Here is a 25,102-nt window from a genome sequence, read left to right as displayed (position 1 = left end):
GGGTTCAAGAATACCTATGCCTAAATCATTAAAGCAATCCTAAGAAATCAAAAGCTCAGGAAAATGAATGAGTCTCTTTTTATGCTATATCAAATGCATGGAAAGGACCTGATATTGAATACTGAAAAATCAGTATTCTTTTTTTCCTGTTTGGATTTTTTTAGGTTTGCTTTTTTAAAAAATAAAGCAACGTGTTGAAAACACCTTGCATTTTGTATAGTAAAAGATTATATTTTTTACCAAGGAATCCAATTCCTGGAGTCTGAAAAGAGTGCAAAGAGGTACCTGGCGAGTGACAATTTTCTTGCCTGCAGTCCTTTTTTGCTTTCCTCGGATATTTGTCAAGAAATGGGGACATACTCAAGAGTTGCAGGTTTCCTACTCTGGATAGGATTTATAAAATGGAAAAGTTCCAATTTTATTAATCCTATGAAAGCATTGGATATTCGTATTCTTGAGGTCCTGGAGGAAATCCATGAAAAAGAAATGGTTGTTGCTGTTGCTGAGCGGACTCATGTTGGTGACTATCGGTTGTACAAAAAACGAACAGAAAGAAAGTGTACAGGCTCCTGCTCTGGTGGTCGGTATGGAACTCGCTTATCCTCCTTTTGAAACAAAGGATGCAAAGGATAACCCTTCGGGGGTGAGTGTAGACCTGTCAAAAGATCTTGCTTCGTATCTGGGGCGTCCTGTATCAATTGTCAATACAAACTGGGATGGTCTCATTCCTTCCTTGCAAACCGGAAAAATTGATGTTGTCATCTCTTCCATGACCATTACTGCAGAACGTGGCGAAGTTATAGACTTTTCAATTCCCTACGCTCATTCCTATCTTGCACTATTGGTTAACAAGCAATCAAAAGTACAGACAAATGATGATTTGAACAAAGAGGGGATTGTGGTGGATGTAAAAAAAGGTACCACCGGGTATGTCTATGCAAAAAAATACCTGACCAACGCCCAGGTCAATGCTCTTTCGTCAGAGAATGCATGTGTAACGGAAGTTACCCAAGGAAGAGCAGACGCTTTTATCTATGACCAGTTGACCATTTATCGGCAAAGTCAGGTCAATGAGGATACCACCAGGGCAATTCTCATTCCTTTCCAGAATAGTGAGAACTGGGGAATGGCTGTAAAAAAGGGCAATACTGATTTGTTGCATTCAATAGATGCTTTCATTGTCGATTATCAGAAAAATGGGGGATTTGAACGGCTGACCCAAAAATATCTGGCAAAAGAAAAACAAACCTTTGATACCTTGGGTTTTCCCTGGTTCTTTTCTACGGAGCAGAAATGAAGACCAATAAAACTGATACTCCTTCCTTGTTGAACAAGGTTGTGAGTATTGGCATAGTCATCTTGTTGTTCGTCGGGTTTGTCTGGTGGTCAGTGAGAGCTATAGATTTACATTTGGATTTTTCGACTTTACTGGTCTATAGGCATCGTCTTCTGCAAGGTTTTCTCATGACGATTGTCATCTCCTTGGGAAGTCTGATTTTCAGCCTGGCAATCGGTTCTGTTTCGGCTCTTGGCCAGAAATCTTCCTTTTTAGTTTTTCGCTATTTTTGCAAAACCTATGTGCAGTTGATAAGAGGAACTCCTCTTTTGGTCCAGATCTATTTTTTTTATTACATCATAGGTTCAGCCTGGGGATGGAACAATCGTTTGATAGCTGGAATAACGATATTGTCCATTTTCGAAGGTGCCTATATCTCGGAAATCATTCGAGGGGGTATGGAGAGCATAGATGACCAACAATTCGAGATAGCAAAATCAATTGGTCTTTCTCCTTTGAAAACCTTCCATCTCATTACCTTTCCTGTCCTCATGGCAAGAATCCTTCCTGCCTTGGCAGGACAATTTGCTTCGATCATCAAGGATTCTTCCTTACTTTCCGTGATTGCGGTAATTGAACTTACTCAGTCGATCCAAGAAATATCAGCGGATAATTTCAGGATGTTTGAAAATTATCTGTTTGCAGGATTCTTGTACTTTGTCCTTACATTCAGTGTATCAATGCTCTCGAGAATGTTTGAAAGGAGGTATAAGCATGAGAATGGAGTTGGACAATATAACCAAGAGCTTTAACAATACCGTAGTCTTGAAGAATGTCTGCTTCTCACAGGAAATTACCTCCGTGGCAATTATTGGGCCATCGGGAGGAGGCAAATCCACCTTGCTCAGAATTATTGGGGGACTTCTTGCCCCAGATTCCGGATCCCTTTGCTTTGATGGAAAAAAAGTCAATTTCAACGAAAAGGACTTGATTGAATACAGGAAAGACATAAGCTTCGTGTTTCAGAGCAAAGGATTGTTTGAACATTTGCCTGCCCTTGAGAATGTTACGCTTCCCCTGATCCATACCCTTGGGCTTGATCGTCAACAGGCAATAACCTCTGCAGAGCATTTGTTTGATAGATTTGGACTGAGCGATACAAAGCATAAATTTCCCTCACAGTTATCGGGAGGACAACAACAAAGGATTGCCATTGCCCGCTCCTTGGCAATGAAACCCAAGCTCATGCTCTTGGATGAACCAACCTCGGCGCTTGATCCTGAATATACAGCTGAAGTATTGGATATGCTCAGGGAACTGCAAGGCGAAGGTTTGAAGACCATTATCGTTACCCATGAAATGGGCTTTGCAAAAAATGCCTGCGACACGGTAGTGTTTCTCAGCGGTAATAAAATTCTGGAGAGTGGTGAGAGTTCACAAATCTTTTTAGCCCCACAGACCAAGGAATTGCAATCCTTTCTGAATAAAATTCTTGAATGGAATGTATAGCAGGGACAGCCTGGAATACTGGCTGCCTGAATTGTTTTATCTTCTGGATTGCTCCAAACACTGGAGGTAGATACCTTCGATTTCTTCCCCGAATCTAGTTCTGGAATATTTGTTTTGCAACTTCCAGGGAATGGACAGAAAGAGATTTTGCCAATTCCTTGTCCTCAAATATTCTTTTTATCGCTGTAATGTATTCATGATTTTCATCATAGGTATAGCCGTTGTATCCTTCTGTAACGACATTGGTAAGACAGGTATCAAACCGACAGACAACTGGCAATGCACTTGCCATGGCTTCTATATAGGTAAGACCTTGCGTTTCGCTTTCGGACGCACTTACAAAGATGTCTCCCATTTGGTAATACGAAGCAATTTTATCTGGGCTGACCATTCCTGAAAAAAGAATATTGTCAGTCAAAGATAGGGAACGAACTAGTTCTTGAAGATAGAGCCTTTGTGGTCCATCTCCTACGAAAAGCAATACCAGATCCTTATTCCAGGCAACCAAGGGTATCATGTTTCGCACTAGTTCCTCGGAATTCTTTTCCTGAGCTATCCGTCCGACAGAGACAAGGACCGTAGACCCCTTTTTGATTTTCAGATTGGCTCTTTGCAACTCCCTGGTTTCCTCAGGGTCTTTGAGAAGAAATTTGGAAAGATCAATGCCGGTGGGAACGATGGAAATAGGAGCGTGCAAGCGATAGGATTTCAGTGCATCCGCAACTTTTTGTGTCGGGGCAATGATTCTCTGTACATTCCTCAAGCGGCTGTGCAAGAACCGGGGAACAGCCATATCTCCCATCCGTTCATTCAACTTTACATATTTGGCATAGCTTTCATACATGGTATGGTAGGTATGTATAAGGGGAGCTCCAGATCTTGAAGCTATGCGTCTGGCAAATTTAAAAGTAAAGAATTCGCATTGTGAATGCACTATCTCCGGCTTCCAGGCAAGTATTTCATTCATAAAAGAAGAAGACATATGCATAGTGGCATGTAAATCAGGATAAATGGGAAAACGAAAAGATCCCAGATAGTACACCGAATTTTCAGTATACGAGTGTTCGTTGGTGGATAACGTCAATATCCTGACATCATGTCCTCGATTAATCAATTCTTGTCGTAGGTTCAAGACTGAGGTCACTACACCATTTATCATGGGAACATACCCATCGGTTGTAAGCAATATCCTCATGAGAGACTTCCAATATATATATAAACGGTGCAGATCATTATTATTTCCTTTGTGTGAGCATCTAATAATAGGGCCAATGTTTTCTAAATTGCAATCCAAAAATCTTGAACTGTCCAATAAAGATTTAAACCAATTGAATCCAAATTAAATATAAAGGAGAATAGAGATTTTTAGAAGGAGTTGCAATGCAGAAAATGGAATGAAGTTACATCTGGGTGAATTTTTAATAATTACAAAGGATATCCTGCCTGTTGTCATTTGACTGATAAGGAATAGAGAGACAATCCTTTATGAATGGTATAGAATTGCATTCAGGGAGATGCTGTGATGAAATGTGCCTCTATAACCAGCCCTCGCCATGTTGAACTTTCAGATATCAGGTATCCTTCTCTCAAACCTTCCCAGATTATGGTTAAAATTGCCTATTGTGGTATTTGCACACTGGAGCAACGCTTGTTTACCGGGAGCCGAAGAATTTGTTATCCGATCGTGCCTGGTCATGAAGCCTCAGGGGAAATAGTCGAGATTGGTTCTGAAGTCTTAACTGACCACAGAGTACACGATAGGGTAGTTTTGGATTTGGTAACGAGATGCCATGGTTGTCTGTCCTGTCGAACAGGCAATACCAATCTTTGTGAAAATCGTCACAAGATAGGAAGTCAACTGTTGGGAGCTTTCTGTGAATATGTTGCAGTCCAGCCAGAGCAGGTTTTTACTATTGCCCCTTCTTTCTCCCTTTTGGAGGCTACCTTTGCGGAACCTCTTGCCTGTTGTCTTCGTTCACTTGCCAAAATAGATGCTTCACTAGGTAAAACCCTCCTTATCATAGGTTGTGGAACCATGGGGATGTTGCATGCAAAGGCTGCTTTGTCCATGGGCCTCAGGGTATTGGTGTCGGATATAAACAAGACTCGATTATCCCAGGCCACTTCAATGGGGGTTGATGCCGCCTTTGATGCCTCGAATCCTGAGAAATGCATCAAGGAGATTCTTGATTTTACCCAGGGATATGGTGTGGAGGGGTGTATTATCACCAGTTCCTCGCAAATTGCTTCTGCAATGGCTTTCCAAGTATTGTGTCCCGGAAGCAAAGTCAATATCTTTACTTCCTATGATGATACGCCTATATTCCCTGTGGATATGAATACCGTTCACCGGAAAGAAATACAAATTACGGGCAGTGAGGGAAGAAGTGAATTGGATTTTTCCCTGGCAGTGAAAGCCCTGTCCTATGGAAAAGTTCAGGTCAAGGATTTGATCAGTGATATTTTTCCCCTGCAGGATGTTGCAAAAGCTTTGGAAGCTGCGTTGCAAGAAACTACCTATCGTGTATTGATAAAAGTTGGTGACCAATGATTTTCACTATTGATGTGGGTACAAGTACATTGAAAGCTGCCTTGTTTGATGATCGAGGAGCTCTATGCTTTTTGAATCATGCCAAGATTGTGTCCCAGGGGTATTTGATTGATCCCCTCCAGTGGAGTTCTTCCTTGAAGGCTCTCTGTTCTTCCTTTCCTCCGTTGGATAAGGTCGATTCTGTAGTAATAAGTGGCAATGGACCTACGTTGGTTCCCGTGTATGGTGCTCCACAAATAAAAGATGGATTGCTTGTCTGTGAGACAGGCCTTGCCAGACTATGGAATGAGCATCGAGCTGATGAGGAATCAAGAATAGTTTCAAAACTCTCTGCTTCCTTCGTGGATGCGAGTTTTTCTCTTCCAAAAGCTCTGTATGTGTATCGGAGGGAACCAGAAATTTATGAAAAGACAAAATATTTTCTCTCTTCCTATGATTATTTCAACTATCTTTTGACAGGTGTACCTAAAACGATAATCCATGCAAAAGGTTCTGAACGTTGGTATTGGAGCGAGGACCTTCTTGTGAAGTTGGGGCTGGATATCTCCAAATTTCCTTCGTTTTGCTATCCTGGTGAATTTTTGGGTAGTGTTTCGTCCCTGGCTGAAAAGAGTCTGGGACTGAAGCAAGGTACAAAAGTATATGTAGGGGCTCCAGATTTCTTTGTCTCGATTTTGGGAACTGGAACTGTGGCCCTTGGACGGGTTTGTGATCGATCAGGAACCTCCGAGGGAATTAATCTTTGTACGGCAAAACCCTTGGGAGATGATCGATTGATGGCGTATCGGCATCCGATACATCCCTATTATAATGTATCTGGTTTTATTTCTTCCTCGGGTCAGGCCCTTGATTGGGCAAAATCCACGTTCGGATTGACCGATAGTTCCTATGATATGATGTACGGTGAAATGGCCCAGGCCAAAGCGGGTTGCAATAAATTGGTGTTTCTTCCCTATCTTTGTGGGGAACGTGCCCCCATATGGGATTCTGATGCCAGAGGTGTCTTTAACGGACTTGGATTGGATACAGGTAGACCGGAAATGCTTCGTGCCGTGGCCGAAGGGGTTTGCTATGCCGTACGTGATGTCATCACCGTAATGGAAGACCTGGGAGCAGAGGTAGGGGAATTGCGATTGAGCGGGGGACCTGCTCATAGTGGTTTCCTGAACCAACTCAAGGCTGATATTACCGGAAGGGAAGTCCTTGTTCCTTCCCTTACCGATGCAGAATTGGTCGGGGATATGCTTATTGCACAGACTGCTACAGGACATTTTACGTCCCTTGCCGAGGCTTCACAAAACTTGGTTACCATAGCTCATTGGTATGTTCCTGACCCTGGAGTGAAGAATCTCTATGACGATCTATTCGGAGTCTATAAGGCAACATACCAGAAACTCAAGACTATCTAGTATAGGGTGATACTTGCGTTTTTTCTTTTATGGTCATGAAAAGTACTATCCTTGAATATGTATGAACTGGTCGCCACTGTTGACAAGAGGTTATATCTACGTATCATTGACCATATGTATAAAACCTTGGTCTTATACTATTAAAGGAATATCTACTATGCATACAGTGTCTATAAAAAATAGTATATGGTTGTCTTTTTTGCTTCTTTTTGTAACCGTTGGTGTTTTTGCTACGGGGAATGCTGAAAAACCAGTAGTGAATGGAAACTCCCTTTCTGTATTGGTCTATATTCCCGGGGTCCTTGCCGGGAGTCCTCCCTATATTTCAATGGCAGAGGGAGCAAATGAATTTGCTTCGGAACATCAAGGCGTGACGGTAAAGGTATATGAGGCAGGCTTCAACCAGGCTGAATGGGAAGAACAATTGACCTCCCTGGTGGCTACCGGACAATATGATATTGTCTTGACCACCAACCCTTCGCTTTCTGATATCAGTCAGAGTATTGCCAAGAAATTTCCGAATCAGAAATTTGTCATTACGGATGCGCAACTTGCTGGCAATCCCCAGATACGAACGTATCTCTACAACCAATATGAACAATCTTATTTCCTTGGATATCTTGCGGGGCTGGTTACGACTAGTTCCCTACCGTATGCAAACAGTGACTTGAAAATAGGGTTTATTGCTGCACAGGAATTTCCCTTGTTGAATAAACAGATAATTCCGGGATTCTTGGATGGAGCCCATAGGGTAAATCCGAATATTACCCTTGATTTTCGGGTAATAGGGAATTGGTATGATGCAAACAAGGCAGCTGAACTGGCCTTGAGTATGATTGAGGCCAAGGTTGATGTATTCATGACTCTATCAGGTGGGGCAGACCAGGGTTTGTTCAAAATAGCTGGTGAAAAAGGGGCCTATATAGTATTCCCCAACACAAATTCCTATGGTGCGGTTCCCAAAATGGTGGTTGGTTGTGGAATCATGGAACAGAAAAAACTTACAAAAGAAATACTTGGGGATGTGTTGCAAGGCAAGGTAGCTTACGGCACGGCAACGACTGTCGGGATACAGGAAGGCTATATTGATTTCATTTCCGCCGATCCTGCCTATACGGAAAACCTTCCGCAATCCATCAGGACAAAATTTGATGCTTTCATGGCGGATTTTCATGCAGGAAAGATTGTCTATACGGTGCCTTCTCTCTAATTTTGTAGAGATAACCGATAGGCACAAGGAGTACGTATAGTGGATCTTGCCTTTGAGCTCTGTAACATCAGCAAAAGATATAATGACCTACAAGCGAATGATGGCGTGAATCTTTCGCTTCGCAAAGGAGAGATTTTATGCCTTGCCGGTGAAAATGGAGCTGGAAAAACTACCTTGATGAAAATTCTCTATGGCATGGAGAAAGCAGATTCTGGGGTGATCAAGATATGGGGAAAAGAGGAAAAGATATATTCTCCGCTTATCGCGAATCATTTGAAAATTGGAATGGTACATCAACATTTTATGTTGATTGAAGAACTTACTGTTGCTCAAAATATAGTTTTAGGTGTCGAGCCTCGTTTTTATAAAGTTTTTTTTAATGAAAAAAGCGCCGAGAAAAAAGTAGAGGAATTGATCAAGGAGCATGATTTTTCTCTTGATGCAGGAGAATTGGTAAAGAATCTTACAGTTGGTCAGAAACAACAAGTGGAGATATTGAAAATGCTCTATCGCAAGATAGACATCCTAATTCTTGATGAACCTACGGCAATTCTTGCTGAACAAGAGATCCAGTCCTTGTTCAAGACCTTGAAACTCTTTACCAGACAAGGGAAATCCATTGTTCTCATTACCCATAAACTCCAGGAAGTAAAACGATTCTCAGATCGGGTAGCAGTAATGCGTCAAGGAAAACTGATTGGTACGTATGAAACCAAGGATGTCGATGAACAAAGGCTTGCCAATCTGATGATGGGCAAGGATATTCAGATGCATCGATTTCGTTGCGTTCCGACTAAACCCAAAAAAGAGATTCTACGCTTTGATCATATAACGGTGATGCGTCCTTCGCAGGAACAACCGTTGCTCACGGATTTGTCCTTTACTGCTTATTCCAATGAAATCCTTGGTTTTGTAGGTGTCGGAAAGAACGAATTGGGCGTACTGGAAAATGTTCTTGGCGGACTTCTTCCTGTAACAAAAGGGAAAATTTATCATAACCAAGAGGATATCACCAATTTAGGTGCCCGACGATTACGAGAGAATGGGTTGTCCTATGTTCCCTCTGATCGATTGATGATTGGCAGTTCCCAAAAAAACTCGGTGCAAGAAAATTTCATTGTAAATTCTTTGCAAAAGTATACTCATTATGGATTTCTCGATACTTATAAAATACAGTTGCAGACAAAAAAAGTCTTGGATGCGTATTCTGTCAAAGGTTCTTCTGCAAGAAATCTTGATACTTTTTCAGGTGGAAATATCCAGAAAGTAATTTTGGCTAGGGAAATAGAACAAAACCACGATTATCTGGTCCTTTCGGAACCAACCTGGGGGCTCGATGTGGCAAGTAGCCAATTTGTATATGAAAAGATAACTGCGCTTTGCGATTCAGGTTCAGCAATCTTGCTTTTGTCTTCCAACCTGGATGAAATTCTTTCACTGGCCAATCGCATCATCGTTTTTCATCAAGGTTCTGTTGCCGCAATTTTGGATGAAGAGGCGGTATTGAACATAACCAAGACAGAATTGGGGGCCTATATGCTGGGAATAAAACAACAGGTGTTCCATGAATAAAAGAAAAGCAAAAAATCTTCAGGTGTGGTTTGAAGATGCCTTGGGAATGACCACTATCATCGCTATTTCTCTCTTGGGCGCAGTAGTCCTTTCTTTTTGGTTGAGTAAAACCCCGGGGAAGACCTTGCATTATTTTTTTCTCGGTCCCCTGCAAAATATGTATTATCTGGGCAATATGCTCAACGGGGCCATTCCCTTGATTTTCGGAGGTCTTGGCGTATCGCTGGCCATGAAAGGGGGAACTTTCAACCTAGGGGGAGAAGGCCAGATTTATGCAGGTGGTTTTGTAGCAACGCTTTGTGCTCTTCTTTTTGAACCTTTGGGAATACTCGGGGCAGTCTTGGCATTGCTTATTGGAGCCTTGACCGCCGGATTCTTGTCTGGATTGTCTGGTTATTTCCGTATGAAATGGAATACGAGCGAGATGATTACTTCCTTTCTGATTTCCAATGCGGTCTTGCTTGTCATAAATTACTTGATTGCAGGTCCCTTTATGGATACCTCTACAAACCTGATCGCAACAAGGAAGATTCCTGAGGCTTTCAGGCTCAAGGCCATCTTGCAACCTTCCAATCTAAGTTCTGCACTTTTCTGGGCAATACTTGCAGTGGTTCTGGTACAAATCTATTTATTCAAGACAAAAAGTGGATATGAGCTGAGACTTTGCGGAAACAATATAAACTTCGCGAGGTATGGTGGCATCGATGTCAGGCGGTACGAAGTGCTCCCAATGTTTCTCAGCGGGGCTTTCTATGGGCTTGGTGGAGGAATGGCAATTTTTGGAACCTATTATGCTTGTATCAAGGAATTCTCGACAGGTATGGGATGGAATGGCCTTGCTGTTGCCTTGATTGCAAAATACAAACCCTCTGCGGTAATCCCGGCCGCCATCTTTTTTTCGTATATCGAATCAGGTGCCAGAAATGCCATGATTCAGTCTGATGTTACGTTTGAACTTGCTTCAGTTGTTCAGGCTTTTGTCTTTTTCCTGGTATCCAGTGAAGTCTTGTTGCATCTTTTCCATCCAAAGGGAGGCTCACGATGAACGTAACCCTCTCAATCCTTCATAGTGCCATATTGGTTATGACTCCTTTGTTGCTGGCCTCCTTGGGAGGGCTCTTTACGGAACTTACAGGTATGCTGAATATTGCTCTGGAAGGACTATTGCTCATTGGTTCTTTCTTTGGAATCATCGGTACGTATTATACGGGAAGCTTATTACAGGGAATTGCTTGGGGGATTTTGAGCGCCATGGCTCTTTCTGCAGTGATGGCATCAATAACCCTCTATCTGAAATCCAATGTCTTTATTACCGGACTGGCGGTCAATCTCTTTGCTTCGGGTTTTACTGTAGTTCTTTCCTTCAAGTTGTTCCAGAACAAGGGAGTGGTTGTCTTTGACACCATTCCTTCTCTCCCTGTTTTCTCCATTCCCTTTCTCAAGGATATTCCGATATTGAATGCTCTCTTTTCTGGCTATTCCGCCTTTGTCTATGTCAGTTGGTTCTTGTTGTTCCTCGGCTATATCATTCTTAAGAAAACCGTATTTGGATTTCGACTTCGCGCAACTGGGTTGAACAGCCAGGCCTTGTCTTCCTTGGGGATACGAGCCAATCATTATCGGTTCCTTGCTTTTTTGATTTCGGGATTTACCTGTGGTCTCGGTGGTTCCCTGCTTACCTTGAATCTTGGAGCTTTTGTTCCGAATATAACCGCTGGTAAGGGATGGATTGCCTTGGTCGTTATATTTTTGGGTAATAAAAGCCCCCTAGGCTTATTGATCGCTTCCTTCTTGTTTGGCCTTTCTGAGGCTTTTGGCAATTATGCCCAGGGAGCCTTCAACCTTCCCTCTGATTTCATCCTTGCGATTCCCTATCTTTTTACGCTGATAGCTATGCTTTTTTATTCGGCTTTTGAAAAAAGGAAAATGGGATAGGACATGTTTTCGTTGCATCTATTCTTATGGTATGGCATTCGAAAGATGTCAGGAGGTGAACTACTTTGAAACAATCCATTGCCCATATTGCGCTTGTAGTCAGGGATTATGATGAGGCTCTTGATTTCTATGTGAATATCTTGGGATTCACCCTTGTAGAGGATACCTACCAACCAGAGCAAGACAAAAGATGGGTGGTAGTCGCACCTCCCAATTCATCTGGGACTACGTTGTTGCTGGCAAGGGCCTCCAAGCCAGAACAGATATCCTTTATAGGGAACCAATGCGGGGGTAGGGTATTCCTGTTTCTCTCGACGGATGATTTCTGGCGAGATTATCATAGCATGGTAGAAAAGGGAATTACTTTTATCCGTGACCCAAAGGTAGCTGAATATGGAACGGTGGCAGTATTCAGTGATCTCTATGGAAATCTTTGGGATTTGGTGGAATTTCTCCATTAAATCAGAGAAGGATATATGAATATAAAACAATTTAATAATATAGTTGAGGTCAGGACAAAACTTGTCAGCCTGGTAACCTTTCTTAGCGGAAGCCTATATGCTTTTTACAGGACAGGTACATGGTCCTGGAAAATTGGGTTGCCAATGATGTTCGCCGTATTGTTTGTAGATATGGGAACAACCGGGTTCAATACCTATTTTGATTATGTAAACGGAACGGATACCAAAGAGGACAACAAGGAACAAGACAAGGTCCTTGTCCATGATGGGGTCAAGCCTTTCCAGGCTCTTTTGATATCCCTTGGCCTTTTTATGATGGCAGGTATTTTGGGCTTGGTGCTCGCTTTTCTTACCAGTTGGAAATTGATTCCCCTGGGTTTTATTTGTATGGTCGTTGGTTTTTCCTATACAGGAGGGCCTTTTCCTATATCTCGGACTCCTTTGGGGGAATTGTTTGCCGGAGGCTTTCTGGGTACAGCCTTGTTCTTGCTCTCTTTCTATGTGCAAACCCTATTTTTTGACAGTGAAGCTTTTCTCTCTTCCCTGCCATTCTTTTTTATGGTTGCCTTGATTCTCAGTGTAAACAATACCTGCGATATGGACGCTGACAGAAAGGCTGGACGAAGAACACTGTCAATAGTCTTGACGGAACGAAAGGCCTCAGTCTTGCTCTATGGAGAGTTGATTGCAGCGCACTTGTTGGGGATAGTGCTTGTAATGGTCAAGGTGTATCCCCTGTGGCTGGTCGTTACGACTCTATTCTCCGTTGGTTTCAGTTTGTGGCAGTTGCTTTTCCTACAGAAATCAGGGTTCTCGGCAAAGACAAAATCTTCTTCCATGCAAGTTGTTTCCAGCATGTATGGTCTTTTCGGTGTCTGTTTTCTATTTGGCCTTACACTGAGCCTGCTCTGCTGATGGAAACCTAAAAAATTATTTATAGGTCATGCTTGAGTCTTTCCTGGATCCAATTCCAGGTCTTGTCTTCAAACTCATCTTCCAAATCAACAAGGTCCGTTGCCGGATCAACTGAATCGGGCAGGGCAAGCAATTCATAGATGCCCGAGAGGGTGTTTCCTGTTCCTGTGGCAAGTTCTGCGATGGTTGTCTGGGGTTTCGGTACAAAGGTTGAAAGACTGGCTGTGACGCCTTCTTGTGCGGTATTCTCGCCTTTCGCAAACAATTGGGAGGTAAAGAAGATTCCTGTCAACAACAGGGCGGTAATAAGGAAAATTCTGAAAGAATGATTTGAGGTTTTCAACTTCGGCGGACAGGAGACCTCACAAAGACCACAGCGTATGCATTTGCTGCTTGTAACAGTAGTTTCTTTATCAGGGTTGAGTCCTACAGGACAAGCGCGGGAACAGGCTCCACACCCGATGCATTTTGAGGAAGGCCGCCTTACCTTGAAAAGACTGATTTTCCCCAATGGTCCCAGAATTGCTCCTAACGGACAGAGAAATCTGCACCAGGGACGATCAAGAAAAAAGGAAGCAATCAAAACGACCGCAAGGAGGATAAGTGCCGCAGTGGCTACTTCACCTGTGAAGAAATGCAATAGTGCATAATAGGGATCAACCTTGAGAAAGACTAGGTTGAACGAGAGCAAGGTGGCACGGAGAATGAGAAACAAGAGTACATATTTCAACAAGGAAAGTACTTTTTCCAATTTTTCAGGAATTTCTATCCGCTTGATGCCTATCTTTTTTGCAAGACTTCGAATCCATTCCTGTATGCTTCCCAAAGGACAAAGCCACCCACAGAATACTGGGCCAACAAGAATTGTTGTCAACAGGACCGCTGAAAGAATGATAAGATTGGGTAGCCCTGTTTTCGGAATATATAGTCCTTGTGCAAAAAGACGGGTCAACGTCTCGATTCCTCCGAAGGGACAGATCAAGTGGAAGATACCCACAGGGAGAAGTAAAGCTCCCAAAAATATTCCTATTTGTACGAGAAGCCTGACTTTTGCCGGTTTCTTCAACCTAGTCAACCATAAAGGTAATCGATTCATCATAGCCTCCCTTCCTACAATCCCTGAGGATATCCAGGACCGTAGATCCATCCTTATTGGCTTCAAAAGTCAGAATACTCGTATTTATATAGCGTGATTCCTCAACCCAGTTGATTTCATGTTCAAGGACCAAGGCAAGAGAAGTTTTTGAGGTTTTCCATTTTGATCCATCAACCAAAAACAAGGTATCCTCAGCCGGTACGGTACAATTGCGATGGTCTTCTGTAAATTCAACTTCCAAATTGTAGATTTCCCCTTGTTGAAGGGAGATGGTGGATCCCGGCAAGACCCTTGTATCCGAATATTGGGGACCGGTTAAATGGAAGCTCATTTCACAAGCAAAAAGGTTGAATGTCGGGATTACCAGTAAAACTAAAGCCATGATTGTCTTTAAATGATTTTTTGTTCGCATAGAAATGCTCCTCGGTTAGGGTTGTCTTGAGTATAGGGAGTTTTTAGACAGACAGGAGGAAGAGTCGGTAAAGATTAGGTAAAGAAAGCTATTCGATGGCTCTTGGTAAGGTTTTCAACTTGCCTGCCAGTAAGACTCAGCGTACACTTGTAGCATGATATATATAGTTGAGGACAATGACAGCATCAGGGAAACCATACGGGCCTACCTCGAGATCTCGGGGTATACTGTACAGGAATTTGATCGGGTTTCCGGAGTTTTGGAGGCTTTTGATTTCAAACCGCCGGAACTCTGTATCCTTGATGTAATGCTTCCTGATGGAAATGGTTTTGAACTTGCCAAGAAAATCCGGTCGCAAAGACCTGGCGTAGCTTTTTTGTTTCTTACTGCAAGGGAATCGGAAAGTGATAGGATAACAGGTTTGGAACTCGGTGCCGAAGACTATATAGTAAAACCCTTTTCTCCGAGAGAGTTGGTATTGAGGGTACAACTTATTCTTCGTCGAGTCGAAAAGGATGGTCAGGCAAATGGCAAGATACCTACTGTGCAAACAGTGAAATTCTGGAAAACAGAAGGCCATTTGCTTGCAATTGACAGTGCTTCCCATGAAGTTTTTCTTGATGGAGCCCCGGTTCACCTGACTGCCGTGGAATGGAAGATCCTTTCCTGGTTGGCTGATAAGTCAGGCATCCTTGTGAGCAGAGAGCGTATTCTTGGGGAATGCCTTGATTATTCCCATGATGGTTCTGAGAGAACGGTCAATACTCATCTCAAGAATTTACGGGCAAAGCTAGGTGGGTTGGGTTGGATAGAGACCATTCGGGGTTTTGGATACAAATTCATTGGGGAACCAAATGAAGGACCTGAAACACTATGATACGACAAAAAATTTCACGCTTTAGAACTCTATTGCAAGGCCTGACTGCAAGAATGTTAGGCCTTGTCCTTCTTTCCCTCTTATTGTTTTCCATCATTCTTTCCCTTCTCTTGTATTTTGGAAGTGGAAGGATATTGGAATCTTGGCATACGTCCGAAACGCAAGCTCTTCATGGTTTTATCAATGATAGGCTTTCAGAGGTTGCCTTGACGTTGGAGAAAGAAGGCAAGCAAGCTGCTCGCCTAGATATAGAAACAGCCTTGGAAGGGTTGCCTTACAATCCTTCTTTGCTGGTAGTTTCTTCCCCAAGTGGTGAAATCCTTTACTATTTCAAAAAAGGGGAAGGAGCAGGGATGGGCAGGAATTTCCTGCAGAATATGATGATGGATTCAAAGGAGTGGTTTGAAATAAAACTTTCTGATGGGACACTTGCCCTCCGTTATAGTACAGTGATGCCTTCCTTCACGGAATTGGATTCAAACAGAATACTTCTTCGTACGGCACAATGGTTATTGGTTTGGGGCTCCTTGTTGGCAGCCTTGATGGCCTTTCTTTTTGCCTGGTTCTTTTCGCGACCTTTGAAAAAGCAAGCTTCCTCCTTGGTCAATACCCTGGAACGAATGGCAGAAGGAGATCGCAATGTTTCGATACCAACCTGTCCTGTGGTGGAATTCCGCCATATCAGTGAGGCTTCGGGAATCCTGCAGGAGAATCTCATACAGGAAGAAGGACTGAGAAGACAATGGGCTGCCGATGTTGCCCATGACCTTCGAACCCCGATTACCGTGGTACGAGGACAATTGGAAGCTATGATAGACGGTATTTTCATTCCAGATGAGAACCGTCTCAATCGCTTGCTATCTGAGACCGGAAAACTAGAAACTTTGGTGCAGAGTCTTTCCCTACTTACCAAAATTGAATCCCCGGGATTTCAACCAAATGCAAAATCAATACAACTCAGCTCTTTTTTTAGCCATTTGGCAGGCCAGTTCGATGAAGAGGCAAGAAAAGCTGGCATTTCTCTATCTCTTGCCGTTCCAGGCGGTACTATTGTCGCTGACCCTGATCTTTTGGAACGGGTAGGGGTGAATCTCGTTTCCAATGCATTGCGTTATGGCGAAAAGGGAATTCTGAAGCTTTCTGTGCAGGGTGAGGAACGACAGGAAGGTTTTCTACCAAAATCCTTTACTGTTGAAAACGATGGTATCATCGATGAGGACATTCTTCCCAGAATATTTGATCGTCTATTTCGTTCGGACAGAGCAAGGGAAACAGAAGGGAGTGGATTGGGGTTGTCGATTGTAAAGGCAATCGTGGAGGCTCATGGCTGGACGATTGATGTCCAGATTGATGTAGGGAAACACAAGACCCTATTTATCATTTCCTTTACCTAATCTTTACTATGTTCGTCAATCAACTCCATGTTTTGATGCAAAAATAACTGTATCAAGAGATTTGGAGGTTCGGATGAATAAAAGGTTATTGGCGTTGGTCGTATTGGTTTTGCTTGCCTCAGGTTTGTTTGCTTCGACGGAATTGAAAGGAAGCGACTATGTTCGATTAGGAAAAACAGGGACATTGGTAGGTACTCTTTCCCTTTCTGATGGTGAATGGTTTCTTACCACATTTGATTCCCAAAAATATTCATTGCATTTGGGGAACTATGAAATCATATATCCCAAGGGTATCGAGCTTTCTTCAGGAGCTCAGGCAAAGGTGACTGGATTTTTGTACGAGAATGATTTCTCAGTCATTGCCGTGGATTCAAATGGGAAAAGTTGGCAGTTCAGGAATATCGATGGACGTCCACTTTGGTCAGGCCAAGGTAATCGCCAAAATGCAAAAGAGCCAGTATAAGTTGACAGGATGCATGTAATCAATGAAATATCATTGGTTTCCAAAGGATGAAAAAAATCGTATTAGGACTGGAAAATATTAACGGAGCCATTACTGGCTCCGCTACGTTTCTGAATCATGAAATATTAACTTTTAAAGAATCGAGGACTAATACCTGTTTCTTGAAAAATCGTTTCTGGGTTTTGCAATTGCTTCGTTAACACGAAGGTTGCGTCCATCAATTTCTTTTCCGTCAAGCTGGGAGATAGCTGCATCAGCTGCAGAATCCTCTTCCATCTCTACAAAACCAAACCCCTTGGGGCGACGGGTCTCACGATCCATGATAATAGTTGCACTGAGTACGTTACCGTATTGGGTAAAAATGTCTCTGAGATCGTCTTCGGTCGTGTTGTAACTCATGTTACCAACGTAAATTTTCTTTGCCATAAAAGCATCCTTTACAAGCCTAGGCTTGTTTGTTACATATATTGCTTTTAGTTTGGGCTGTCTTGAACTTTTACCTGTTTGCGGAAGCGATTCAGAAACGCACGCTTACATACTTACTTAAAAAGGGTAACGAACGAGTTGCAACACAATAATCTAAAGCTCCTAAAGAATACTGCTTTGTAGAGATAATGTATAGTGGTATGCAAATAAAATAACAAAATGTAGATAAATATGAAAATAATAAAAAAGATTTTCTAAATCCGAAATATCTGACAATCAGCGTTAAAATAGTGACTTTTCCAGTTATTTCTTTTTCAGATAATTTCTTATGAAAGTTTGCAACGCCATTTTAATTAAAATTTGAGTTGCATGTACTCCTGCAATTTATTGATTCTTATTGTTTTCCAACATCTTTTTGTATTTTGCTTTCTGTTCATACATTGCATTATCCGCTTTGGCAAAGGCAGTGAAAATTGAGAGATCCTGTTTGAATTGGTAATTTGTGAATCCATAGGCAAGGTCAATGGGGATGAGGCATTCCGTGTTGCGTTCAATAATTATTTCCATCAAATTCGATAGAAGTCGTTTGGCTTCATTATCTGGTAGAGGCTTACAGATTACGCAGAACTCATCGCCTCCTATGCGGAAAGTGAAACCATAATCAAGGAAAATGCTTTCGATAATCTTTGCCGTATCAAACAGAAGGGTATCACCAGCCTTATGTCCATGGAAATCATTGGTTTTTTTCAGGTTGTTCAGGTCAAATACAAAAATAGTGGCATTCTTGGTTGCCATGTTTTGCATTTCCCTTTCGAAGCCTTCCCTGTTCCTGACTTGCGTCTGATTGTCAAATTCAAAGGTAAGTTCAAGGGTGAAAATATAAAACAAGAGAAGGGTCATTGAAATCCCCCCCCAGAGTGTAAGGATTTCGGGCTTGGCAATTTGGATCAAGGAAGTTCCCAAAGGAAGCAGGATTATCAAGAAAAGATAGATTTGGTCCAATTTGTCAAAGGTGTATCGTGATTGCAATATCCAAAAGACATCCAGGCCAAAATAAAGAAGGCAGAGTATTGTCGTAAACAGGAAAAAAGGACCTCTCATGTATTCATTGTTTGCATTTACGTAATACAACCATCCCGTCTGGAAACTCAGTACGCTGAGAATGCAATTTATGATAATTGGCAATCTCAGAAGTTTTTTTATCAAGGGAGATAATTCTTTGGTCAGGACAAAATACAATATAAAATAAGGTACTGCAGGGCTCAGTGAAAAACCTATGGTATTCATCAATCTATGTAAGATTACAAAGGAATATTGATTTTTTTCAACAAAAATGAATGAAAATATTTCTGTGAGAAGCAAGACAATCGTTGTGAGCGAAGTATATACATAGTATTTATTTCGAGGATTTTGCAGTCGATGCCGATTTGCCATGTTGATGGTAAACAGAAGTGGAATTATGGAAAATAAATCAAGGATCAGGTTTGGTGGCATTGTCATAATCCCTCTCCTTTCTTAAGGTAAGGACTGCTATGAACAGTATCATAAAACAATCAATTTGAAAGTAAACGTTCGACAATTATAGTAGACCTATGTGCAAGATATGTAAATAATTCCTGTAAAAGAAGTGTAAAAAATAGCTAATTATTTTCATGTAAGGAATTGATAGTTGGAAATACTATTTTGATTTACCCAAAAAACGCTAAGGGGCCCTAAAACGTACTGGTATCATTCATTGTGTGTCGAAGCATAAAAGCAAAGGAAGATTCCTGATAAAAACAAAACTTCCTTTGTTTTTCTGTATCGTATCTTAGACTTCTTTTCCCAATTGTTCTATCAATGCAATCAAGGAATCCAGTTTTTGATGATTGATCAAGGGATTCAACAAAGTGAATTTAAGGAAGGTCTTTTCTGCATACACTGTTTGTCCGATAACCACACCTTTGTCCAGGAGTAGGCTTCTCCTGATTTTCTTGTTGGTGTCACAGGAAGCACGTAATCTGAATACAACCGAACTTATTTCAGGCTTGGTTGCAACCTCAAAGGCTGGATTATCAGATAGTTTCTCATAGAGATACGTTGCATTTTCTATGCATGTATCAATTATTTGGCCGTAGCCGTCTTTTCCCCGTGTCTGGAAAGCCATCCACACTTTCAGGGCATCAAAACGTCTGGTTGTCTGCATGGATTTTCCAACGAGGTTTGTATACCCGTCTTCCTCATCCTCTTCACGATTAAGGTAATCGGCATGCAGGGAAAAAGCTTCTAGAGTGCTTCCATCCTTCACCAGAAAAGCCCCGCAACTGATAGGAAGCAAGAACATCTTGTGAAAATCAATGGTAAGGGAGTCACATAGCCCAAGAGGTCCCAGACGGGAAGCATAGGTTTGTGAAAGGATGAGACCGCTACCATAGGCTGCATCAGCATGGAGCCATAGATTATACCGCTTGCAGATGTCATTGATTTTTTCAATAGGATCAATGCTGCCAAAATCAGTGGTTCCAATGGTCGCGACGACACATAGGGGCAACAGACCTTGTTTCATATCAACTTGAATAAGATTTTCAAGCGCTTTTGCATCCATCTTGCAAGCTGAATCAACAGGGACTTTGACGACGGCGTTATATCCAAGGCCCAGAAGATGAGCACTTTTTTCCATGGAAAAATGGGAGATTTCTGAAGTATAGATCCTGAATTTTCCATAGCAAGGGGGGAGTCCGTCTTTCTTGACATCATGGTGAAGCTTTGTACTGCAATACCAATCCCTCGCCAGGGTGATTCCACTCAGGTTGGATTGGCTTCCTCCTGAAGTAAAAACGCCATCACTATTGCCATCGAATCCATAGAGTCCGGCCAGTTGGGAAATTGTAGCAATTTCAATCTCGGTTGCGATGGGGGATTGGTCCCAGGAATCCATGGACTGATTGAACGTAGATAGTATGAGCTCAGAAGCAATGCTTTCCAAAAGGGCAGGGCTATGCAAATGAGCCATGTAGCTGTCAGAAGAAGTTCTCAGAAGGTTGGGCAATATCGTTTTCGATACTTGTTGCAATACAGCCTCAAACCCCAAGCCTTTTTCGGGGAGCAAGGTTTGGGATTGAAGCAAATCCTTGAGTTCTTGTGGAGTTTTTCCTGAATAAGCTTTCGAATCCCCCAGAGAGCCAAGAATAGCCATGATGGTATGTTCCATCATGGTTTGATAATTTGCCTTGTCCTTCTTTTCTGATGTAAGAAAAAAAGTTTCGGTCTCAGTTTGTTGCATCAGCATCTACCTTTCGAATGACTGTTTCCAAAATATCGAGCATGATATGTATTTCTTCTGGTGAAACATTGAGGGCACAAAGGCATCGCATGACCGAGCCGTATCGACCACCTTTTTCCATAATAAGATGGTTGTTGAAGCATTCATGCTGTACTTGGGCTGCAATATCGCCTGAGGCTGGGTATGAACCCAATGCATCTGCTTCTCCCTTGGGATCGATGAACTCAAAACCAAGCATCAGCCCCTTGGCTCGTACGTCGCCAAGAATGGATACTTCTTTCTTGAGGGCAAGCAGACGATTTTCGATGATTGCACCTTTTTCCAAGACTTCTTGCAAGAATTCTGGCTGGGAAACGCGTTCCATGACAACAGTACCTGCAGCCATGGCCAGTTGGTTTCCCCTGAACGTACCGGCATGGGCACCAGGTTGCCAAAGGTCCAGATCCTTGTTATAGATCACCACAGCCATCGGTTGGGAGCCTCCGATAGCCTTGGAAGATAAAATGACATCAGGTACGATGTTTGCATATTCAAAGGCAAAGAATTTTCCTGAACGGCCAATACCACACTGAATTTCATCAACGATCATGGGAATTCCCAGTTCCTTGGTAACTCTTCGCACGGTTTGCAGGAATTTGATGGGGGCGGGGATGACCCCTCCTTCACCTTGTATGGTTTCAAGGATAACTGCGGCCGGTTTGGTTATGCCGCTTTCAGGATCTTTCAGGACGCGTTCAAAATATGCACAAATTGCATCGGTCCCTGCTTCTCCCCCAAGACCAAACGGGCATCTGTAGGAATAGGGATATGGCATGAAATGTACGTCGGGCATCAGGGCATTGACTTTCTGTTTGGCACTGAGATTTCCTGTGAGAGCAAGAGCTCCATGGCCCATGCCGTGATAGGCTCCCGTGAATGCAATGACGGAGGATCGTCCTGTAGCTGTTTTGCAGAGCTTGATAGCTGCATCGACAGCATCTGTTCCGGAAGGGCTGCAAAATTGTATTTTTGCATTGTTTTTCAATTCATCTGGCAATAGATTCAGGAGGGTATGAACAAATCTGTCTTTTACAGGAGTTGTTAAATCCAATGTATGAAGAGGTGCATCATTGGTAAGGAGAGTAATCATTGATTGATTGACTTCGGGATCATTATGACCAAGGGCCAGGGTGCCGGCACCACAAAGGAAATCCAGATATTTATTTCCTTCAACGTCTTCAAGATAAGAGCCTTTGGCGCTTTTAATGGCAAATGGGAACTTTCTCGGATAGCTTCTTGAGTTGGATTCAGTTTCATTTTGGCGATCAAGATAATACTTGTTCGACTGTTTGTATAAAATTTCGTTCATTCCCTGTTCCTTTCTATTCCATAAAAATTTTTGTACTAGATATTGTCATCTAGCCCTTTAATATTAAGTCTTTCCAATGCATTTCCATATCTAAACAATAAATATAGTGCCGTCAAATACATTGGATTGTTGCAAAATTGAAAAAACTTTTCAACGCACGAAAAAAAATAATAACGACTAATGAGGGGTTGTACTAGTGATTGGCCGAATAATTTTAAGAATAATCATTTTGTCGATACGCCGCGTGAATGATAGCATACATATAGCTATATAAATATACTAAAAGAGAAAGTAATGACTATGTTGAGAAAGATAAGGGAATGTGTTTTTTGAAGATTACTTTCAATAATTATATTCTAAATGCTACTGAAAACCTAAAGGTATGGGGTAATAGAATTGCTTTGGAAAATCATATTTATATAATGATGTCACCGTTTCGTAGAATTTGCAGGATTGGGTAGTTCACTGAAAAACGAGTTCCTTTGAATTACCTTTTCAGCAAAAAATGCATATCTCCAGTTAAAGACGCTCATACTTTTTTAATGATATCCTTACAGATTTTCGGTAGAACTTACTGGTCAATCGATGCAAGATGTTGATGAAAAGTGTTCTTACGTCATTAAGTGATGCAACAAAGTGAAGGGTACTATTTTTGATTAAACATGTCTTTTTTGATTTGGGTCTTACGTTGATAAAAAACAATCTTCCTGAAAGTTTCCATTCTTGTATTGAGCGGGCTGGATATACTTTTTCCTTGGAAGACGTGAAGCTTGCCTACCATTTGGCAAATAAAGAATATATGAAAAACCATCCCGGAAAATTAGGGAATAAATCAGAAAATTCCTTGAGTGGATATCTTTCAGCCATTGCAAAATTCTTGCAAGGAGTTTCCCTGGATCAAACGTTTTTCAAGGAACATCTTTCTGATTTTCGTTCCGTTTCCTGGGTTCCCTATACCTGGACATTCCCGACATTGAAAGTATTGCAGGATCAAGGCATTGATGTCGGCTTGATATCAAACTGGGATTTTGGTTGTCGTACCATCCTTTCCCAAACAAAATTGGATATGTTTCTCGACCCGATTGTTATCTCAAGTGAAGTGCAGATTGAAAAGCCAGATAAAAGAATTTTCGAACATGCCATCAAATGCAAAGATTGGAAGAGTGAAGAATGCCTGTATGTCGGGGATAATTATTATGATGACGTTCTTGGTGCTGCCCAGATAGGTATGCACAGTTGCCTCCTCAATTTCGTTGGGATTGCAGGTATTGAAGAACTGAATCATCCCTATATCCTTTCATCGATTCAAACTATTCCTTCGCTTATTGGGCAAGGGATATTTGATCATGATCATGTCTTATGAAAATCTCATGTAATGAGAGAAGAAATTCAGTTAGGAGTTCTAGATGAAAAAGTTATTGATAGTAGTTTGCTTGTTTGCCCTGGCAATCTCTTCCCTCACTGCAACAGGAGTGAAGGAAGTGAAATCCAATGAGGTTACAGTGCCTTCGGTGGTCCGGACCAATATCGGGTCAGAACCAGATAGCCTTGATCCTTGGAAATCGGCTGCCACCGATACCGAGGCAATCTTCCATAATGTGTTTGAAGGATTGATGCTTTACGATACGAACGGGAAGATGATTCCTGGGCTGGCAGAAAGTGTCGTTATTTCTCCTGATGGTCTTACCTATACTTTCAAGCTTAGAAAAAACGTCTTGTTTCATAACGATAAACCCTTTAGCAGTGCAGATGTATTATATACCTATAACAATTTGACTGGAATGAGTGGGGAAAAGGCTGTATCGAGCAAATTCGCATTGATCAAGAATATCAATGCCCCTGATGCCTATACGTTTGTAATTACTCTTCTTGAGCCTTCAGCGGCCTTCCTTTCCTTGACTTCAATTTCCATCGTACCGGAAGGGTATATCAACCAAGCCGAACATCCTGTCGGGACTGGTCCCTATCGGTTTGTGGAATATACTCCTGGGCAACGGATTGTCCTGGAACGTAACGATGCCTATTATGACACAAACAGAATGCCCAAGGTCAAGCGAGCAGAAATTTACATCATGACCGATGAGTCCGCAATCGTTTCGGCTTTGCAATCAGGACAGCTTGATTTTGCCTCCATTACGGCTGAGGATGCGAAACAACTCAGCTCTGATTATACTATTTACAACTCTCCCCAGAATATGGTCCAAATCTTTGCCTTGAACAATGAGGATCCAATTTTCTCGGATGTTCGAGTCAGGCAGGCAGTCAATTATGCCTTGAATAAGCAAGATGTAATTGATGGAGTTTTTGGTGGGTATGCAACCAAATTGGATTCGAACTTCAGTCCAGTAATGGGAATGTACTACAATGATACCCTATCCGGTTATTATAAACATGATCTCGCCAAGGCAAAACAATTACTCGTTGAAGCTGGCTACCCGAATGGGTTCAAAATGACCATTACCGTGCCTTCCAATTATCAATCACATATCGATACCGCCCAGATTTTTGCCCAGCAATTAGCTGCCATCGGAATAAAGGCTACCATCCAGCCAGTAGAATGGGCTACTTGGCTGGATCAGGTCTATGCAAAGGCACAATACCAGTCTACCATCATCGGACTTACCGGAAAACTGGATCCTGATTCAGTACTTGGCAGGTATACAACGACCTATCCAAGGAACTTCTTCAAGTTTTCCAACGCCCGTTTCGATGAATTGATTGCAAAGGCAAAAGTCGAGACTAATGATGCCTCAAGGATATCGATGTATAAGGAATGCCAGAAGATCCTTACCGAAAATGCTGCTGCCGTCTACGTTTGTGATCCAAATCTGACCGTCGCTGCCAGAAAAGATTTGAAGGGGTATGTTTTCTATCCAGTCGGGTTCATGGATCTCAGCAAATTGTATTTCGAAGAGTAGAGAAGAAGGTTTTCCAATGATTCTGCCTGGTTTATCCAGGTAGAATCGGAGGATATTCCTGTTCTACC

At 42.1% G+C, this 25,102-nt stretch carries 23 protein-coding genes; 16 read left to right on the top strand and 7 right to left on the bottom strand.

Features of this window, described 5'->3' with window-relative positions; translation table 11 throughout:
* Nucleotides 1–475 precede the first annotated feature (475 nt).
* From ACHZBG_RS14235 to ACHZBG_RS14225, 3 genes are read left to right on the top strand one after another with little or no spacing between them, the layout of a single operon-like run.
* Nucleotides 476–1,297, top strand: coding sequence for a transporter substrate-binding domain-containing protein (locus ACHZBG_RS14235; RefSeq protein WP_320130129.1), 822 nt, complete (start codon nt 476–478; stop codon nt 1,295–1,297).
* Nucleotides 1,294–2,088, top strand: coding sequence for an amino acid ABC transporter permease (locus ACHZBG_RS14230; RefSeq protein ID WP_320130128.1), 795 nt, complete (start codon nt 1,294–1,296; stop codon nt 2,086–2,088). The genes ACHZBG_RS14235 and ACHZBG_RS14230 overlap by 4 nt, the downstream gene beginning before the upstream one ends.
* Nucleotides 2,051–2,785: an amino acid ABC transporter ATP-binding protein gene (locus tag ACHZBG_RS14225; RefSeq protein WP_320130127.1), complete on the top strand. Its 735-nt coding sequence runs from the start codon at nt 2,051–2,053 to the stop codon at nt 2,783–2,785. Before ACHZBG_RS14230 ends, ACHZBG_RS14225 begins: the two co-directional genes overlap by 38 nt.
* Before the next feature lie 94 nt (nt 2,786–2,879).
* Here ACHZBG_RS14225 and ACHZBG_RS14220 read toward each other — a convergent pair whose 3' ends face one another.
* Complete coding sequence (locus ACHZBG_RS14220) at nt 2,880–3,980, bottom strand: glycosyltransferase (protein WP_320130126.1); 1,101 nt, start codon at nt 3,978–3,980, stop codon at nt 2,880–2,882.
* Between the two features lie 327 nt (nt 3,981–4,307).
* Here ACHZBG_RS14220 and ACHZBG_RS14215 point away from each other — a divergent pair, with 327 nt between their 5' ends.
* From ACHZBG_RS14215 to ACHZBG_RS14180, 8 genes are all read left to right on the top strand, one after another.
* Nucleotides 4,308–5,336, top strand: coding sequence for an alcohol dehydrogenase catalytic domain-containing protein (locus tag ACHZBG_RS14215; RefSeq protein ID WP_320130125.1), 1,029 nt, complete (start codon nt 4,308–4,310; stop codon nt 5,334–5,336).
* A gap of 14 nt (nt 5,337–5,350) precedes the next feature.
* Nucleotides 5,351–6,745, top strand: coding sequence for an FGGY-family carbohydrate kinase (locus tag ACHZBG_RS14210; RefSeq protein WP_394699406.1), 1,395 nt, complete (start codon nt 5,351–5,353; stop codon nt 6,743–6,745).
* A 157-nt stretch (nt 6,746–6,902) separates the two neighbouring features.
* Nucleotides 6,903–7,955: a BMP family ABC transporter substrate-binding protein gene (locus tag ACHZBG_RS14205; protein WP_320130123.1), complete on the top strand. Its 1,053-nt coding sequence runs from the start codon at nt 6,903–6,905 to the stop codon at nt 7,953–7,955.
* Nucleotides 7,956–7,994: 39 nt separating this feature from the next.
* Complete coding sequence (locus tag ACHZBG_RS14200; RefSeq protein ID WP_320130122.1) at nt 7,995–9,527, top strand: ABC transporter ATP-binding protein; 1,533 nt, start codon at nt 7,995–7,997, stop codon at nt 9,525–9,527.
* On the top strand, nt 9,520–10,572 hold the full coding sequence (locus tag ACHZBG_RS14195) for an ABC transporter permease (RefSeq protein WP_320130121.1): 1,053 nt from the start codon (nt 9,520–9,522) through the stop codon (nt 10,570–10,572). The genes ACHZBG_RS14200 and ACHZBG_RS14195 overlap by 8 nt, the downstream gene beginning before the upstream one ends.
* Complete coding sequence (locus tag ACHZBG_RS14190; RefSeq protein ID WP_320130120.1) at nt 10,569–11,462, top strand: ABC transporter permease; 894 nt, start codon at nt 10,569–10,571, stop codon at nt 11,460–11,462. The genes ACHZBG_RS14195 and ACHZBG_RS14190 overlap by 4 nt, the downstream gene beginning before the upstream one ends.
* A gap of 65 nt (nt 11,463–11,527) precedes the next feature.
* On the top strand, nt 11,528–11,923 hold the full coding sequence (locus ACHZBG_RS14185) for a VOC family protein (RefSeq protein ID WP_320130119.1): 396 nt from the start codon (nt 11,528–11,530) through the stop codon (nt 11,921–11,923).
* Between the two features lie 15 nt (nt 11,924–11,938).
* The gene (locus ACHZBG_RS14180) at nt 11,939–12,838 is read left to right on the top strand and encodes a prenyltransferase (RefSeq protein WP_320130118.1); all 900 of its coding nucleotides are present in this window, start codon (nt 11,939–11,941) and stop codon (nt 12,836–12,838) included.
* A 19-nt stretch (nt 12,839–12,857) separates the two neighbouring features.
* Here ACHZBG_RS14180 and ACHZBG_RS14175 read toward each other — a convergent pair whose 3' ends face one another.
* Nucleotides 12,858–13,934 carry a 4Fe-4S binding protein gene (locus tag ACHZBG_RS14175; RefSeq protein ID WP_394699405.1) on the bottom strand — a complete coding sequence of 359 codons (1,077 nt, stop codon included), beginning with the start codon at nt 13,932–13,934 and terminating at the stop codon, nt 12,858–12,860.
* Complete coding sequence (locus tag ACHZBG_RS14170) at nt 13,906–14,346, bottom strand: hypothetical protein (RefSeq protein WP_320130116.1); 441 nt, start codon at nt 14,344–14,346, stop codon at nt 13,906–13,908. Before ACHZBG_RS14170 ends, ACHZBG_RS14175 begins: the two co-directional genes overlap by 29 nt.
* 154 nt (nt 14,347–14,500) lie before the next feature.
* On the opposite strand from ACHZBG_RS14170, the gene ACHZBG_RS14165 reads away from it, so the two are divergent.
* The 3 genes from ACHZBG_RS14165 (at nt 14,501) to ACHZBG_RS14155 (ending at nt 17,080) form a co-directional block, all read left to right on the top strand.
* The gene (locus ACHZBG_RS14165) at nt 14,501–15,223 is read left to right on the top strand and encodes a response regulator transcription factor (RefSeq protein ID WP_320130115.1); all 723 of its coding nucleotides are present in this window, start codon (nt 14,501–14,503) and stop codon (nt 15,221–15,223) included.
* Nucleotides 15,220–16,617: a HAMP domain-containing sensor histidine kinase gene (locus ACHZBG_RS14160; RefSeq protein WP_320130114.1), complete on the top strand. Its 1,398-nt coding sequence runs from the start codon at nt 15,220–15,222 to the stop codon at nt 16,615–16,617. Before ACHZBG_RS14165 ends, ACHZBG_RS14160 begins: the two co-directional genes overlap by 4 nt.
* 73 nt (nt 16,618–16,690) lie before the next feature.
* Nucleotides 16,691–17,080, top strand: coding sequence for a hypothetical protein (locus ACHZBG_RS14155; RefSeq protein ID WP_320130113.1), 390 nt, complete (start codon nt 16,691–16,693; stop codon nt 17,078–17,080).
* 147 nt (nt 17,081–17,227) lie between these two features.
* On the opposite strand, the gene ACHZBG_RS14150 is transcribed toward ACHZBG_RS14155, so the two are convergent.
* The 4 genes from ACHZBG_RS14150 to ACHZBG_RS14135 all read right to left on the bottom strand — a co-directional run bounded on the left by ACHZBG_RS14150 (nt 17,228) and on the right by ACHZBG_RS14135 (nt 22,116).
* Nucleotides 17,228–17,506, bottom strand: coding sequence for an RNA-binding protein (locus ACHZBG_RS14150; protein ID WP_320130112.1), 279 nt, complete (start codon nt 17,504–17,506; stop codon nt 17,228–17,230).
* A 384-nt stretch (nt 17,507–17,890) separates the two neighbouring features.
* A complete protein-coding gene (locus ACHZBG_RS14145) occupies nt 17,891–19,006 on the bottom strand; it encodes a GGDEF domain-containing protein (protein WP_320130111.1) in 1,116 nt (371 codons plus the stop codon).
* A 310-nt stretch (nt 19,007–19,316) separates the two neighbouring features.
* A complete protein-coding gene (locus ACHZBG_RS14140) occupies nt 19,317–20,768 on the bottom strand; it encodes an aspartate aminotransferase family protein (RefSeq protein WP_320130110.1) in 1,452 nt (483 codons plus the stop codon).
* Nucleotides 20,755–22,116 carry a diaminobutyrate--2-oxoglutarate transaminase family protein gene (locus ACHZBG_RS14135; protein WP_320130109.1) on the bottom strand — a complete coding sequence of 454 codons (1,362 nt, stop codon included), beginning with the start codon at nt 22,114–22,116 and terminating at the stop codon, nt 20,755–20,757. The genes ACHZBG_RS14140 and ACHZBG_RS14135 overlap by 14 nt, the downstream gene beginning before the upstream one ends.
* A gap of 652 nt (nt 22,117–22,768) precedes the next feature.
* Between ACHZBG_RS14135 and ACHZBG_RS14130 the strand changes: the two genes are divergently transcribed.
* Together ACHZBG_RS14130 and ACHZBG_RS14125 are read left to right on the top strand one after the other, a co-directional pair.
* Nucleotides 22,769–23,479: an HAD-IA family hydrolase gene (locus ACHZBG_RS14130; RefSeq protein WP_320130108.1), complete on the top strand. Its 711-nt coding sequence runs from the start codon at nt 22,769–22,771 to the stop codon at nt 23,477–23,479.
* Nucleotides 23,480–23,522: 43 nt separating this feature from the next.
* Complete coding sequence (locus ACHZBG_RS14125; protein ID WP_320130107.1) at nt 23,523–25,034, top strand: ABC transporter substrate-binding protein; 1,512 nt, start codon at nt 23,523–23,525, stop codon at nt 25,032–25,034.
* Nucleotides 25,035–25,102: the final 68 nt, after the last annotated feature.

Origin of the sequence: uncultured Sphaerochaeta sp. (assembly GCF_963676625.2) — a bacterium.
GTDB lineage: Bacteria > Spirochaetota > Spirochaetia > Sphaerochaetales > Sphaerochaetaceae > Sphaerochaeta.
The sequence above is the reverse complement of the archived record's forward strand: the minus strand, read 5'-3'. Positions and strand labels throughout refer to the sequence as shown.

Coding starts and splice junctions, on each gene's coding strand:
- ACHZBG_RS14235 (WP_320130129.1), top strand. CDS start 476: ATGAAAAAGAAATGGTTGTTGCTGTTGCTGAGCGGACTCATGTTGGTG.
- ACHZBG_RS14230 (WP_320130128.1), top strand. CDS start 1,294: ATGAAGACCAATAAAACTGATACTCCTTCCTTGTTGAACAAGGTTGTG.
- ACHZBG_RS14225 (WP_320130127.1), top strand. CDS start 2,051: ATGAGAATGGAGTTGGACAATATAACCAAGAGCTTTAACAATACCGTA.
- ACHZBG_RS14220 (WP_320130126.1), bottom strand. CDS start 3,980: ATGAGGATATTGCTTACAACCGATGGGTATGTTCCCATGATAAATGGT.
- ACHZBG_RS14215 (WP_320130125.1), top strand. CDS start 4,308: ATGAAATGTGCCTCTATAACCAGCCCTCGCCATGTTGAACTTTCAGAT.
- ACHZBG_RS14205 (WP_320130123.1), top strand. CDS start 6,903: ATGCATACAGTGTCTATAAAAAATAGTATATGGTTGTCTTTTTTGCTT.
- ACHZBG_RS14195 (WP_320130121.1), top strand. CDS start 9,520: ATGAATAAAAGAAAAGCAAAAAATCTTCAGGTGTGGTTTGAAGATGCC.
- ACHZBG_RS14190 (WP_320130120.1), top strand. CDS start 10,569: ATGAACGTAACCCTCTCAATCCTTCATAGTGCCATATTGGTTATGACT.
- ACHZBG_RS14180 (WP_320130118.1), top strand. CDS start 11,939: ATGAATATAAAACAATTTAATAATATAGTTGAGGTCAGGACAAAACTT.
- ACHZBG_RS14175 (WP_394699405.1), bottom strand. CDS start 13,934: ATGAATCGATTACCTTTATGGTTGACTAGGTTGAAGAAACCGGCAAAA.
- ACHZBG_RS14170 (WP_320130116.1), bottom strand. CDS start 14,346: ATGCGAACAAAAAATCATTTAAAGACAATCATGGCTTTAGTTTTACTG.
- ACHZBG_RS14165 (WP_320130115.1), top strand. CDS start 14,501: ATGATATATATAGTTGAGGACAATGACAGCATCAGGGAAACCATACGG.
- ACHZBG_RS14160 (WP_320130114.1), top strand. CDS start 15,220: ATGATACGACAAAAAATTTCACGCTTTAGAACTCTATTGCAAGGCCTG.
- ACHZBG_RS14155 (WP_320130113.1), top strand. CDS start 16,691: ATGAATAAAAGGTTATTGGCGTTGGTCGTATTGGTTTTGCTTGCCTCA.
- ACHZBG_RS14150 (WP_320130112.1), bottom strand. CDS start 17,506: ATGGCAAAGAAAATTTACGTTGGTAACATGAGTTACAACACGACCGAA.
- ACHZBG_RS14145 (WP_320130111.1), bottom strand. CDS start 19,006: ATGACAATGCCACCAAACCTGATCCTTGATTTATTTTCCATAATTCCA.
- ACHZBG_RS14140 (WP_320130110.1), bottom strand. CDS start 20,768: ATGCAACAAACTGAGACCGAAACTTTTTTTCTTACATCAGAAAAGAAG.
- ACHZBG_RS14135 (WP_320130109.1), bottom strand. CDS start 22,116: ATGAACGAAATTTTATACAAACAGTCGAACAAGTATTATCTTGATCGC.
- ACHZBG_RS14125 (WP_320130107.1), top strand. CDS start 23,523: ATGAAAAAGTTATTGATAGTAGTTTGCTTGTTTGCCCTGGCAATCTCT.